The 13,602-nt window shown below is 69.5% G+C and carries 13 protein-coding genes; 7 read left to right on the top strand and 6 right to left on the bottom strand.

Translation table 11 applies throughout. The annotated features are described in order from the left end of the window. Nucleotides 1–51: 51 nt before the first annotated feature. Both DTA15_RS04255 and DTA15_RS04250 read right to left on the bottom strand, forming a co-directional pair. Nucleotides 52–264 (bottom strand): DUF1059 domain-containing protein, encoded by a 213-nt coding sequence (locus DTA15_RS04255; RefSeq protein WP_006480352.1) that lies wholly within the window; start codon nt 262–264, stop codon nt 52–54. A 163-nt stretch (nt 265–427) separates the two neighbouring features. After that, complete coding sequence (locus DTA15_RS04250) at nt 428–1,333, bottom strand: HTH-type transcriptional regulator ArgP (protein ID WP_006490811.1); 906 nt, start codon at nt 1,331–1,333, stop codon at nt 428–430. 280 nt (nt 1,334–1,613) lie between these two features. Between DTA15_RS04250 and DTA15_RS04245 the strand changes: the two genes are divergently transcribed. Together DTA15_RS04245 and DTA15_RS04240 are read left to right on the top strand one after the other, a co-directional pair. Then, nucleotides 1,614–2,684 (top strand): MBL fold metallo-hydrolase, encoded by a 1,071-nt coding sequence (locus DTA15_RS04245; RefSeq protein ID WP_006490807.1) that lies wholly within the window; start codon nt 1,614–1,616, stop codon nt 2,682–2,684. Between the two features lie 125 nt (nt 2,685–2,809). Next, nucleotides 2,810–3,469: a glutathione S-transferase family protein gene (locus tag DTA15_RS04240; RefSeq protein ID WP_006490804.1), complete on the top strand. Its 660-nt coding sequence runs from the start codon at nt 2,810–2,812 to the stop codon at nt 3,467–3,469. A gap of 99 nt (nt 3,470–3,568) precedes the next feature. Here the strand turns inward: DTA15_RS04240 and DTA15_RS04235 are convergent, their stop codons facing one another. Then, nucleotides 3,569–4,261: a phosphatase PAP2 family protein gene (locus DTA15_RS04235; RefSeq protein WP_006490805.1), complete on the bottom strand. Its 693-nt coding sequence runs from the start codon at nt 4,259–4,261 to the stop codon at nt 3,569–3,571. Nucleotides 4,262–4,688: 427 nt separating this feature from the next. After that, nucleotides 4,689–5,921 carry an MFS transporter gene (locus DTA15_RS04230; RefSeq protein WP_012493601.1) on the bottom strand — a complete coding sequence of 411 codons (1,233 nt, stop codon included), beginning with the start codon at nt 5,919–5,921 and terminating at the stop codon, nt 4,689–4,691. A 101-nt stretch (nt 5,922–6,022) separates the two neighbouring features. Between DTA15_RS04230 and DTA15_RS04225 the strand changes: the two genes are divergently transcribed. Beyond that, a complete protein-coding gene (locus DTA15_RS04225; protein WP_012493600.1) occupies nt 6,023–7,006 on the top strand; it encodes a LysR family transcriptional regulator in 984 nt (327 codons plus the stop codon). Nucleotides 7,007–7,036: 30 nt separating this feature from the next. Here DTA15_RS04225 and DTA15_RS04220 read toward each other — a convergent pair whose 3' ends face one another. Both DTA15_RS04220 and DTA15_RS04215 read right to left on the bottom strand, forming a co-directional pair. Then, the gene (locus DTA15_RS04220; protein WP_006490810.1) at nt 7,037–7,675 is read right to left on the bottom strand and encodes a 2-hydroxychromene-2-carboxylate isomerase; all 639 of its coding nucleotides are present in this window, start codon (nt 7,673–7,675) and stop codon (nt 7,037–7,039) included. Nucleotides 7,676–7,821: 146 nt separating this feature from the next. Beyond that, on the bottom strand, nt 7,822–8,640 hold the full coding sequence (locus DTA15_RS04215; protein ID WP_006490799.1) for an IclR family transcriptional regulator: 819 nt from the start codon (nt 8,638–8,640) through the stop codon (nt 7,822–7,824). 172 nt (nt 8,641–8,812) lie between these two features. Between DTA15_RS04215 and DTA15_RS04210 the strand changes: the two genes are divergently transcribed. The 4 genes from DTA15_RS04210 (at nt 8,813) to DTA15_RS04195 (ending at nt 13,595) form a co-directional block, all read left to right on the top strand. Further along, on the top strand, nt 8,813–9,799 hold the full coding sequence (locus DTA15_RS04210) for a hydroxymethylglutaryl-CoA lyase (protein ID WP_006490809.1): 987 nt from the start codon (nt 8,813–8,815) through the stop codon (nt 9,797–9,799). After that, nucleotides 9,796–11,088 carry a CaiB/BaiF CoA transferase family protein gene (locus DTA15_RS04205; RefSeq protein WP_012493599.1) on the top strand — a complete coding sequence of 431 codons (1,293 nt, stop codon included), beginning with the start codon at nt 9,796–9,798 and terminating at the stop codon, nt 11,086–11,088. Before DTA15_RS04210 ends, DTA15_RS04205 begins: the two co-directional genes overlap by 4 nt. An 82-nt stretch (nt 11,089–11,170) precedes the next feature. Next, entirely contained in the window at nt 11,171–12,478 is a 1,308-nt protein-coding gene (locus DTA15_RS04200) for an MFS transporter (protein WP_006488806.1), read from the top strand. 1 nt (nt 12,479) lies between these two features. Next, nucleotides 12,480–13,595, top strand: coding sequence for an amidohydrolase family protein (locus DTA15_RS04195; RefSeq protein ID WP_006488802.1), 1,116 nt, complete (start codon nt 12,480–12,482; stop codon nt 13,593–13,595). The last annotated feature ends 7 nt before the right edge of the window (nt 13,596–13,602 follow it).

The raw sequence follows: 13,602 nt of genomic DNA, 5'->3' as shown, positions 1-13,602 counted from the left end.
GCGGAGGGTTGACGCGGCGCGTCGTCGGTCGATCGTTGCCGTGCCGGCGGATTACGCCTGCCGCGGCGTGTCGGCGGGCGGCGTGCCGTCGTGGAACAGCGATTTCAGCTGCGTGCGCAGTTCGGCGCTGTCGGTGTGCTGGTGGACCGAGACCGCGTGTTGCACGGCGGCCTCCAGCAGTTCGTTGTCGGAGTCGGCGGAAATCGCGACCGAGCAATGCATCGCGCTGGGAAACTCGCGGCAATCGATATAGCGGCGGGACATGATGTTCTCCTCACATGAAAGGGAACGGCCGGACCTGGACGATCGGCCGCGCGGCGCGTTCGCGAGGCCGATGGAAAAAGTATAGGCGGCGCGGCCGACTTTCTCGTCGGAGTGCGTACCGCGCCGGCCGACCGTATCGATCGCCGGCGCGGCTGCCGGCGCGTTACGGCAGCGGCGCGAGCAACCGGCGCGCCGCTTCGACGACCCGCTCCGACAGCGACGCCATCGTCGGCGACTGCACGGTCCACGCGTGCCAGTACAGCGTGACGTCGGTCGGATGCGCGGGCGCGAGATCGACGAGCCCCTGCGTATCGAGCGGCGCGGTGCCGATCAGCGGCTCTGGCACCATCGCGTAGCCGAGCGCGTGCCGCACGGCCGCGAAGTGCGCATGAGTGCCCGGCACGTAATGGCACGGGTAGGCGCCGTCCGGCAGCCCGAACTTCTCCTTCAGAAACGACGATTGCAGCGTGTCGCGCCGCGAATACGCGACGACGGGGGCCTTGCGTGCGCTCGTGCGGTTCAGCCCGCGCGGAAACCAGCGCACCGCGAACGCGGCGGCCGCGAGCAGCCGGTAGCGCATCGTGCCGAGCGGCGTCGCGATGCAGCCGCGCATCGGCTTCGGCTCGGTCGTCACGCAGCCGACCGCCATTCCGCTTTCCAGCAGCGCGAACGTGTGATCCTGATCCTCGACGATCAGCTCGAACAGGATCCGTTCGCCGGCGAGCACGGACGTCAGCGCGGGCAGGAACCAGGTGCCGAGGCTGTCGGCGTTCAGCGCGATCGTCACGGAGATCGGCGATTCGCGTTCGGTCGCGAGCGTGCTCTGCAGGTCGGCCTGCAGCAGCGCGACGCGGCGCAGGTGCTGCAGCACGCGCTGTCCGGCCACCGTCGGGCGGCACGGCCGCGTGCGCAGCACGAGCGGCGTGCCGAGGCTCGCTTCCAGCGCGCGGACCCGCTGCGTGACGGCGGACGCGGTTACGTGCAGGCGCACGGCCGCCTGCTCGAAGCTGCCGGTGTCGGCGACGGCCAGCAGCGCGGCGGCCTGCTTCGGATCGATCGTCATCGACATGTCGGGGGCATTCCTGTGAGCGGAGACGAGAACAGGCCGTAGTGTAAGGCAGCGTGGGCCGCCGTCCCGGCGCGGCGAATCGTCCCGCCATGCGCGATTCGTCGTTGGAATCGGTTGCCGCGTATGGGGGCGCGGCGGCGCGGGCATTTTGATCTACGCTGTATGCATGCGCGAAACGCGGCGGCGATGTCGTCATGCCGATGCCGGTGCCCGACGACGACAGGCGGCACACGAGCCCGGCTACACTCCACTGAAGAACAAGCGACGGAGCAACCGAGCCATGATCTTCCGGCAACTTTTCGACCCGCAATCGTCGACGTACACGTATCTGCTCGCCGACGGCGCATCGCGCGAGGCGCTGTTGATCGATCCGGTGTTCGAGCAGGTACGCCGCGACGCGGCGCTGCTCGACGAACTCGGGCTGCGGCTCGTCGCGACCGTCGACACGCACGTGCATGCCGATCACGTGACGGGCGCCTGGCTGCTGAAGCAGCGCACCGGCAGCGCGATCGCGATCTCGGCCGCGAGCGGCGCGCAAGGCGCCGACCGCTACCTGAACGACGGCGACCGCTGTGCGTTCGGTTCACGCTACCTGACCGTGCGCGCGACGCCCGGCCACACGAGCGGCTGCATCAGCCTCGTGCTCGACGACGAATCGATGGCGTTCACCGGCGATTGCCTGCTGATCCGCGGCACCGGCCGCACCGACTTCCAGCAGGGCGACCCGCGCGCGCTGTATCGCGCGGTGCACGGGCGGCTCTTCACGCTGCCGGCCGCGTGCCTGCTGTACCCGGCGCACGACTATCGCGGGCTCGCGGTGACGAGCGTCGGCGAGGAGCGGCGCTTCAACCCGCGCCTCGGCGGCGATCTCAGCGAGGACGATTTCGCGGGCTACATGCGCAACCTCGGGCTCGCGCATCCGCGTCAGATCGACGTCGCGGTGCCGGCGAACCTGCAGTGCGGGGTCGCCGCGAACGCGCCCGATGCGCAGGCGGCAGCCGACTGGGCGCCGCTCGTCTATACGTTCGCCGGCTTCTGGGAAATCGATCCGCAATGGCTCGAGGATCATCTGCCGGCCGTGCAGGTCGTCGACGTGCGCGAACCGGACGAATTCACGGGCCCGCTCGGCCATCTGCCGGGCGCGACGCCGATCCCGCTCGGCGAACTGGCCGCGCGCACCGGCGAGATCGCGCGCGACCGGCCGGTCGTGACCGTATGCCGGGCTGGCGGGCGCTCCGCGCAGGCGACCGTGATCCTCAGGAAGGCCGGCTTCGACGCGGTCGCGAATCTCGGCGGCGGGATGCTGCGCTGGCGCGCGGAAGGGCGTGTCGTGATGGACGGCCGATCGTAGCGGCCCAGGCAGTCCCTCGAAAAAATGTCGGACCGATGTCGAAACGGCCGGGCGCCGTTCGTCGTCAAGGTATCCGATCACGTGGCGCCGCACGACGCGGCGCCGAAACCCAGAGAGACCCCACGATGATGCCGACGCTTTACGCCCATCCCTTTTCGTCCTACTGCCAGAAGGTGCTGACCGCGCTATACGAGAACGGCACGCCGTTCGACTATCGCGTGCTCGCGCACGACGACCCGAAGCCGATGCAGGAACTGGCCGCGCTGTGGCCGCTGAAGCGCTTCCCGGTGCTCGTCGACGCGGGCCGCACGGTGATCGAGGCGACGATCATCATCGAATATCTCGGCCTGAACCATCCGGGCCCGGTGCGTCTGCTGCCCGACGATCCGCGCGCCGCGCTCGAGGTGCGGACGATGGACCGCTTCTTCGACAACTACGTGGCGACGCCGCAGCAGAAGGTCGTGTTCGATGCGCTGCGGCCGGAAGCCGAGCGCGATGCGCGCGGGGTGGCCGATGCGCGCGCGATGCTCGACACGTCGTATGCGTGGCTCGACAGGACGATGGCCGAGCGCGAATGGGCGGCCGGCGACCATTTCAGCCTCGCCGATTGCGGCGCGGCGCCGTTCCTGTTCTACGCGGACTGGACGCACCGGATCGATCCGGCGTTCGCGAACGTGATCGCGTACCGCCAGCGTCTGCTTGCGCGGCCGTCGTTTGCGCGGGCGGTCGACGAGGCGCGGCCGTATCGTTCGTTCTTTCCGCTCGGTGCACCCGATCGCGACTGACGGGTGCGGCCGTCGCACGGCGCGCGGCCGCGGCGCATGGCCGGCATCGCGCGCCGGGGCGACGGAACGACAGCAGCAGCACCATTGCGCGGCGGCCTGTCACATCGTGCGCGTGGCCGACTGCGCGAGCGTCAGCAGTTCGTCGAACTGCGTGATCAGCTCGAAGCACAGCAGGAACGCGAGCGTATAGGCGGGCGCGGGGAAGCGCCGGATCATCTCCAGCACCCGCGGCGCGAAGCGCGACCGGATCGCGTCGCGCGTCAGCAGCCACGCGATCGCGATGCCGATCGCCGCGCCCGCGATCAGGTCGGTCGGATAGTGAAAGCCGAGATACGCGCGCGGCAGGCAGATGAACACGACCGAATACAGCAGCGCGACGATGCCGACGCGGCGCGCGATGATGAAGATGCCGGTCGCGATCGCCATCCACAGCATCGCGTGATCGCTCGGAAACGAACTCCATGTCTGCAGCGTCGCCGCGCGCAGTCCGGCCGACGGAAAGTGCAGGTGCAGGTCGGGGTTGTAGATCGGCCGTACGCGGAACGGCAGCACCTGGGCGAGCACGCGGCCGACGGCGAGCGCGACGAGCCCGCTCGCGACGGTGGCGACGACCCGTTCGCGTTGCCGTTCGCGGTTAGGGCCGGGCTGGAACCACAGCCAGCACAGCACGGGAACGAGCACGAAGCCCTTGAACGTGTAGAGGCCCGCGATCACGCGGATCGCGTGATTCATCAACGGGCCGAACGTCACGTGGGTGAGGAAGATCTGGATCGTGGTGTCGAAATCGTTCATGTCCTGTGCGACCCGGGCGGACGCGCAGCGCATGACAGGCGGCCGGCTGGATCGGAAAGCGCGCTCGCACGGAGCGCAACGGGGGGCAAGTATGTCACCCGTTATTTCGAAGAAAATGCGAAAAAATACCGGGAATCCCCTGATGCACCGGGCTCGGTGGTGGGGCCGGATGGCAACGCGCCGTACGGTGCGGCAGGGTCGAATCATCCGATGTTTGCGTGCGGACCTGCACGAACGCCGGAAAAATATTTGGGTGAACTGGACAATTCGGCCGGCCGGTGCGGACCTTGCGCCGGATGAACGATTGCCGTGCCGGAATGGTGCGAAGCTGCCGGGCGGCGCGGCGTCATGCGCGCGTCGATCAAAAATATAAAAAAAGCGGGCAAGCCTCGTGGGCTTGCCCGCCGGTGCTACGCGACGCCCGATCTCAGTTGCGCCACATCCGCACGACGAGCGCGGCCAGCGACGTCGCGACGGCCAGCGCGGTCACCGCATTCCAGCCCAGTTGCGCGAGCAACGAACTGCCGAGCGCGGCGCCGGCCGCCATCCCGATGAACATGCCGACGAACAGCACCGCGTTGAGGCGGCTGCGCGACGCGGGATCGATCCGGTAGACGATCGACTGGTGCGCGATCAGCGTCGCCTGCACGCCGAGATCGAAGCCGATCGTCGCGACCGCGAGCAGGACGAGCTGCGCATGCGGCGACATCAGCGGCGCGGCGGCCATCGACGCGAACGACGCCGTCGCGATGCCGATCCCGATGCGCGTGACGCGTTCGGGGCCGTGATGGTCGGCCAGCCGTCCGGCAATCGGCGCGGCCAGCGCGCCGGCGGCGCCCGCAAGGCCGAACGCACCGGCGGCCGCGCTGCCGAGATGGAACGGCGCACCGTGCAGCATCACCGCGAGCGTCGACCAGAACGCGCTGAAGCCGACGGCCAGCAGCCCCTGCGCGAGGGCGGCGCGGCGCAGTGCCGAATGCTCGCGCCACAACGCGCCGAGCGAGCCGATCAGCGCGCGATACGGCAGCTGCGTGGTCGGCGCGAAACGCGGCAACCCGCGTGCGGCTACGGCGCCGATCGCGGCGACGCTGACCGCCGCGAGCGCGAACATCGCGCGCCAGCCGGCCGTCTCGGCGATGAACCCGGCCACGACGCGCGACAGCAGGATGCCGAGCAGCAACCCGGTCATCACCGTGCCGACGATGCGGCCGCGATGCGCGTCGTGCGCGAGCGTCGCGGCGGCCGGCACGACGTCCTGCGCCATCGTCGCGGCGAGGCCGATCGCGAAGCTCGCCGCGAGCAGCAGCCCGAGCGATGGCGCGACGGCCGCCAGCAGCAGCGCGACGACCAGCGCGGCGGCCTTGGTGACGATCACGCGGCGTCGGTCGAAGCGGTCGCCGAGCGGCGCGAGCAGCAGGATGCCGAGTGCATAGCCGAGCTGCGTGAGCGTCGGCACGAAACCGATCGCGCGCGCCGACGCGCCGAGATCGGGTGCGAGCGCGCCGAGCATCGGCTGCGCGTAGTAGAGCGGGGCGACGCCGAGGCCGGCGGCGGCCGCGAGCAGCAGCACGAGCCGGCGATCGGGCATCGAATGGGCGGCCGGATGGGCCGGAGCGTGCGCCACGCGGGGCGCGGTATCGAGACGGGCAGGGGTGGACATCGCGTACATCCTCGGTTGAAGAATGGGATGGACGCGAGTGTGGCGGCACGCGGCCGGCGACGGTAGTGCCGCCTTGCGCAGATTTGTTATACGCTGCACGCATGACCGAAAAATCCTCCTCCTCTCCCGCTGCTGGCGGGTCTCCGCGCATTCAGACGGTGCCGGTGGACGGCGCCGGCTATCGTTTCGAGCTGATGGAAACCTTCGTGCGCATAGTCGAGGCCGGCAGCCTGTCGGCGGCGGCCGTGCAACTGCATACGACGCAGCCGACCATCAGCCGCCGGCTGCAGGCGCTGGAAAGTTCGCTCGGCATGCGGCTGCTGCAACGCACGACCCATGCGATGCGGCTGACCGTCGACGGCGAGCGGTGCTTCAAGCGGGCGAAGGAGCTGCTGGCGAGCTGGGCGGCGTTCGAGGCCGATTTGCGCGGCGCGCAGGAGGAGCCGGACGGGCTGCTGCGGGTCGCGGTGCCGCACGCGTTCGGGCAAGAGCGTTTCGTCGTGCCGCTCGCGCAGTTCCTGCGCGACTATCCGCGCGTGTCGGTCGAGTGGCTGCTGCAGGACGAGGTGCGCGATTTCGTCGGCAGCGGCATCGATTGCGCGATCCAGGTCGGCGAGCCGACCGATCCGGGCGTGGTCGCGATCCGGCTGACCAAGGTGCCGCGCTTCGTGGTCGCCGCGCCGTCCGTGCTGAACGGCGCCGACGTGCCGGCCGACCCGGACGCGCTGGCCGCACTGCCGTGGCTCGCGTTGCGCACGTACTACCGCAACGAACTCCTGCTGACGCATGCGGCCACCGGCGACACGCGGCGCCTCGCGATCCGCCCGCGTATCACGACCGCGAACCTGTATGCACTGCGCAGCGCGGCGCTGCTGGGCGTCGGCGCGTGCGTCGGATCGTCATGGTTGCTGGCCGGCGATCTCGCGCGCGGCGATCTCGTGCACCTCGCGCCCGAGTGGCAGGCCGCGCCGCTGCCCGTCTACCTGACCTATCCGCATGCGCAGTTCTATCCGTCGCGGCTCGTGCGGTTCGTCGCGATGATGCGCGAAGCCGTGCCGGCGCTCGTCGAAGGGCGCGACGGCTGACGCGGGCGGCGCGCCGGTGGCGACTCGCGGTCAGCCGCGCCGGATGCCTTCCGGCAGCGCGCTGATGCGGCGTACCTCGGGCGAGTCGAGCCACGCGCGCGACGTCGCGCAGTCGACGAACATGTCGGTCGCGTCCTCGCCCCAGAACAGGTCGCCGTCGAGTACGAAGGTCGGGACGCCGAACACGCCGTCGGCGATCGCGCGATCCGTGTTCGCACGCAGCGCGTCCTTGACCGGCTGGGCGTCGACGGCCGTCACACCTTCCGGAAAACCGACGGCTTCGCACAGGGCGGCGAAGCCTTCCGGCGTCGATACGTCCTGGCCGTCGCGCCAGATATGCCGGAAGATCCGCCGGTTCGCGTCGGGCGAGCTGCCCATCGCGATCGCGAGGCGCAGCGGCTTGATCGGATTGAACGGGTGCGCGGGCGGCATCCGGAAGGCGATGCCGAGCTTGTCCGCGCGGTATTGCGCGTGGCGATAGGTGAACACGCGCTTGGCCGCGATCTCCGCCGGCGCTTTCTGGCCCCAGTGCGCGAGCAGCGCGCCGAGCACGATCGGCCGCGGCTCGAACGCGGCGGCGGGCGGCAACCGGTCGAACTGTTCCTGTTGCAGGTAGGCAAACGGCGAAACGAAATCGAAATACCAGGTGGCGGTGCGCGCGGCGTTCATCGCGGGTGTCTCCTCATGCGGGTCCGGTTGACGGTTGCACGCGCGGCGCGGTGCCGGTGAACGACGCGCTGCGTGCATCGGCGGCCAGTGTCGCATGCGGTTGCCTTTCATGCTGCCGCGTCACCTGCCGGGATGCGGACGACGCCCTACGAGCGGACCGTGTCGTCCGCTGACGACGCGAGCCGCGCGAGACTGTCGCGCACGGCGGGTGCGTCGTAGCGCGCGCCCGCGCCGCCGAGCGCGACGGTCGCCTTCTGCGCGAGCGGCAGCAGCATCGCGAGCGCCGCCGTCATCGCCGGCGCGGCGGCGAGCCGCGATTTCGGGCCCGACACCGTCAACGCACCGACGCATTCGCCGGCCGCGTTGAACACGGGCACGGACGCCGATGCCGTCTCCGGGTCGCGCTCGCCGTACGACGCGGCCCACAGCTGTTCGCGCACGTCGTGCCAGCGGGCGTCCTGCGTGTCGGTGAAGGCCAGCAGCACCTTCCCCGAGGCGCCCTGGCCGACCGGAAACTCCTCGCCGACGCGGATCGAAACACGTACCGCCCGCGCGGGCTCGACGCGATAGAGCACGGAGCGCACGTCGCCCTGGCGCACGTAGAACGATGCCGTTTCCCCGAGTTCGCGGCTCAGCGTCTCGAGGAGCGGCTCGACTACCGGGCCGACACGGAACGAACGCTGGTACAGCGCGGCGAGCCGCAACGGCTCGTGCCCGATCGCGTACTGGCCGTCGTCGAGTTTGCGCATGAAGCCGCCATGCTCGAGCGCGGCGAGCAGGCGCAGGATCGTGCTCTTGTACAGCCCGGTGCGGCGCGACAACTCGGCGAGCGACAGCCGGTCGTCGGTCTGGCCGAACGCACGGAGGATCGCGAACGCACGGTCGAGCACGGCGACGCCGCTGGATGCTTCCTCGGTCGCCGGATCGGATGCGTCGCCGGCGTGAACTGCTGGATTCCTCGGCACTACTGCTTCCTTCGAATGATGGGTCGGTCGACTATATCGTTCTATCTGGCAGAACACAAGTTCCAAAAAAACGCGATTTCACGGGTATACCCCGCTTATCGCCCGTCCGACGTGCGCTTACAGTTCTGTCAAACGGAACTATGTTCTTTCAGATAGAACGATGAGGTGTCGAATGAAGGTTTCCGAAAACACGAAGGTGCTGGTCAGCGAGGTCGGGCCGCGCGACGGGCTGCAGAGCATCGAGGCCGTCATGCCGACGGCCGCCAAACTGCGCTGGATCACCGCGCTGGCCGCGGCCGGCCTGCGCGAGATCGAGGTCGGGTCGTTCGTGCCGGCCAGGCTGCTCCCGCAGATGGCCGATGTACGCGAAGTCGTGGCGCACGCGCTCGCGATTCCGGGGCTGCACGTCGCCGCGCTCGCGCCGAACCTGCGCGGCGCCGAGGGCGCGTTCGACGCGGGCGTGCACAAGCTGACGCTGCCGGTCTCGGTGACGGAAGCCCATTCGCTGGCGAACATTCGCAAGACGACCGCGCAGATGATCGACGAGGTGCGCGCGATCGTCGCGTTGCGCGACGCGCGGTTTCCGTCGGTGCAGATCGAGGCGGGCGTGTCGGTGGCGTTCGGCTGCACGATCGCGGGCACGGTCTCCGACGACGAGACGATCGCGATGGCGGCGGCGATGGCCGAATGCGGGGTCGACGAAGTCGGCCTGTCCGACACCAGCGGTTATGCGAATCCCGCGCAGGTGCGCCGGCTGTTCACGCGGCTTCAATGCGAAGTCGGCGACAAGGCCGGCGGCGCGCATTTCCACAACACGCGCGGGCAGGGGCTCGCGAACGTCGTCGCGGCGCTCGATGCGGGCGTGACGACGATCGACGCGAGCCAGGGCGGCCTCGGTGGCTGTCCGTATGCGCCGGGCGCGACCGGCAACATCGTCACCGAGGATCTCGTGTTCCTGCTCGAGGCGATGGGCTACGACACGGGCGTCGACGTCGACGCGTTGCTCGCCGCGCGCGCGATCCTGCATGCGGCGCTGCCGTCCGAGGCGCTGTATGGCCACGTGCCCGACGCAGGGTTGCCGAAGGGTTTCCGCTATGCGGACGGTCGCGCTGCGGCGGCTCCACAACCGGAAGGATGCGTAGCGGGAGTCGCACGATGAACGATCGACAACAGGCTGCCGCGCTGCCGTATGCGGGCGTGCGCGTGATCGAGATGACGCACATGGTGATGGGCCCGACGTGCGGGATGCTGCTCGCGGATCTCGGCGCGGAAGTGATCAAGATCGAGCCGATCGCGGGCGACAGCACGCGGGCGCTGAGCGGCTCCGGCGCGGGCTTCTTCGGGATGTTCAACCGCAACAAGAAGAGTCTCGCGGTCGACGTGAAGGATCCGCGCGGGCTGGAGATCGTGCGGCGGCTCGTCGCGACGGCGGACGTCTTCAGCGAGAACTTCAAGAGCGGCACGATGGACCGGCTCGGCCTCGGCTACGCGGCGCTGGACGCGCTGAATCCGCGTCTCGTGTACGTATCGCACAAGGGTTTCCTGCCGGGGCCGTACGAGCATCGCACCGCGCTCGACGAGGTCGTGCAGATGATGGGCGGGCTGGCCTACATGACGGGCCCGGAAGGGCGGCCGCTGCGCGCGGGCGCGAGCGTGAACGACATCATGGGCGGCATGTTCGGCGCGATCGGCGCGATGGCCGCGCTCGCGCAGCGCGAGCGCACGGGCCGCGGCCAGCAGGTGCAGAGTTCGCTGTTCGAGAACAACGTGTTCCTCGTCGCGCAGCACATGATGCAGTTCGCGGTGACGGGGCAGGCCGCGGCGCCGATGCCGAGCCGGATTTCCGCGTGGGCCGTCTACGACGTGTTCTCCGTCAAGGACGACGAACAGATTTTTCTCGCGGTCGTGTCGGACACGCAGTGGGCGCTGTTCTGCGACGCGTTCGGCCTGACCGCGCTGAAGGACGATCCGCGCCTCGCGACCAACAACCTGCGCGTACAGGCGCGCGAATGGCTGCTGCCGGAATTGCGTTCGCGGCTGGCGCCGTATTCGGCCGCGGAAATCGGCGCGATCTTCGAATCGACCGGCCTGCCTTACGCACCGATCACGAAGCCGCAGGACCTGTTCGACGATCCCCATCTGCTGGCCACGGGCGGCCTCGAAGCCGTGACGCTGCCGGCCGACGCGAGCAGCGCCGGGCGGCCGGTCGACACGCGCACCGCGTTGCTGCCGCTGACGCTCGCCGGCGAGCGCCTGCGGCTGCGTTCGGCGCCGCCCGCGCTCGGCCAGGATACGTGCGCGCTGCTCGGCGAACTCGGCTACACGCCGGACGATGCGCGTGCGCTGATCGATGCCGGCGTCGTAGCGGGGCAATACGGCGCGGCCGCCGCCGCGCACGGCGACGCGCCGGGCGGCGCGCCTTCGGCGAACGAAGTGGCGAGCGCGTAGCGCAGCCGCGATTCATCGAACGAACAAAGGCGTCCCGGCCGCGCATCGCGCGGGGAGGCTCGCCGCATTCACGGAGACAACCATGACATCCGCTTCCCCGACGCTGGCCGCCGATCGCGAGACCGACGCGTCGATCGAGCAACGTGCGGTGCGCAAGGCCGCGTGGCGCTTCATCCCGCTGCTCGCGCTCGCGTATTTCTTCAACTATCTGGATCGCACGAGCGTCGGATTCGCGGCGCTCACGATGAACCGCGATCTCGGGCTGACCGCGACGCAGTTCGGCTGGGGCGCGGGGATCATGTTCGCCGGCTATTGCGTGTTCGAAGTGCCGAGCAATCTCGCGCTGTACCGTTTCGGTGCGCGCCGCTGGCTGGCCCGCATCATGATCACGTGGGGGCTGATGGCGGCCGCGACCGCGCTCGCCACCGGGCCGACGAGTTTCTATGCGATCCGGCTGCTGCTCGGCATCGGGGAAGCCGGATTCTTTCCCGGCGTGATCTTCTTTCTTGCGGTGTGGTTTCCCGCGAGCTATCGCACGCGCGTGCTGGCGTGGTTCACCGTGTCGACGCCGCTGTCGTCGCTGATCGGCGGCCCGCTGTCGACGTGGCTGCTGCAGCTCGACGGCGCGCTCGGGCTCGCCGGCTGGAAGTGGATGTTCATCGTCGAAGGGCTGCCGGCGTGCGCGCTCGGTTTCCTCGTACTGAAACTGTTGTCGGACTCGCCGGAGCATGCGACGTGGCTGTCGGACGACGAGCGTGCCGCGCTGCAACGCGCGTTCGAGCGCGATGGCGCGGCGGCCGGCCGCAAGAAGCGCTTCGGCGTCGCGCTGCGCGACGTGCGCGTGTACGTGCTCGCACTGATCTCGTTCGGCTTCACGATGGGCTCGTACGGCATCGGCATCTGGTTGCCGCAAATGCTGAAGGCGCACGGGATGTCGACGATGCAGACCGGCTGGCTGTCCGCGGTGCCGTACTTGTTCGCGACGGTCGCGTTGCTGTGGTGGGCGAAGCGGGTGGACCGACGCGGCGGCCCGGTCGCGAACCTGGCGATCGGCTTGTGCATCGGCGCGGTGGCGCTCGGCGTGTCGACCCATTTCCTGACCCTCGGGCCCGCGCTCGTCGGCATCACGCTCGCGCTGATCGGCACGATTGCCGGCCGCACGATCTTCTACACGCTGCCGTCGCGCTTCCTGTCCGGCCAGGCCGCGGCCGGCGGGCTGGCGCTGATCAATTCGATCGGCGCGCTCGGCGGCTTCGCGGGCCCCTATCTCGTCGGTTACCTGAAGGACAGTTTCGGCACCTTCACCGCCGGGATGCTCGGCCTCGCGATCGTGCTGGCGATCACGACACTGCTCACGCTGTCGCTGTACGCGTTCGACCGGAGCGAATGAGATGACCTTTTCGATCAAACGGCGCCGGTTGATCGGCGCGGCCGCCGCCTCGCTCGCGCTGCCCGCGTTCGCCGACACGCCGGCCCCTGATGGAGCCTCCCGCATGACGCAAAGCAACTACCTCGCGGTCCGCCCCGACTGGCTCGCGTCGGCGCTCGAACCCGCGCTCGAGCCCGACCTGCCGATCGTCGACGCGCATCATCACTTCTATGAACGGCCGGGCTGGATCTACCTGCTCGACGACTATCTGCAGGATGCGCGCTCGGGCCACAACATCCAGGCGTCCGTCTACATGCAGGCGCAGACGCGCTATCGCGATTCGGGTCCCGCGGAGCTGAAGCCGGTCGGCGAGACGGCCTATGTCGCCGGCGTGACCGAGCCGCTGCAGCACGGCCCCGTGGCGGTCGCGAAAGGCATCGTCGGCCATGCGGACCTGCGGCTCGGCGAACGCGTGCGCGACGTGCTGGAAGCGCATCTCGAAGCGGGGCGCGGGCGGTTTCGCGGCGTGCGGCACCTGAGCACGTGGGATGCCGATCCGACGCTCGCCAATCCGCTGTCGGCGGTGCCGCGCGGGCTGCTGCTCGATCCCGCGTACCGGGCCGGCGTCGCGCAGCTCGCGCCGCTCGGGCTGTCGTACGACGCGTGGCTGTTCTTCCCGCAGTTACCCGAATTGTTCGAGCTCGCGAAGGCGAACCCGGACACGCGGATCATCGTCAACCACTGCGGCGGCGTCGTGCGGATTGCCAGCTACGCGGACAAGCGGGAGGAGGTGTTCGCGCGCTGGTCGGCGTCGATGCGCACGCTCGCGCAATTGCCGAACGTGTACGTGAAGGTCGGCGGCCTCGGGATGCGCATCAACGGGTTCGATTTCGAGAAAGGCGCGAAGCCGCCGTCCTCGGCGCAGCTCGCCGACGCGTGGAAACCGTGGATGATGACCTGCATCGACGCGTTCGGCCCCGGGCGCTGCATGTTCGAGAGCAATTTCCCGGTCGACAAGGGGTCGTATTCGTTCGTGAACGGCTGGAACGCGTTCAAGCGTCTGACCGCGCAGGCCGGCGCGGACGAGCGCGACGCACTGTTCCGCGGCACGGTCACGCACGCGTACCGGCTCGGCTGACGCGCGT

The sequence above is a fragment of the Burkholderia cenocepacia genome, from assembly GCF_900446215.1.
Lineage (GTDB): Bacteria > Pseudomonadota > Gammaproteobacteria > Burkholderiales > Burkholderiaceae > Burkholderia > Burkholderia cenocepacia.
This window is presented reverse-complemented; position numbering and strand designations above follow the sequence as displayed.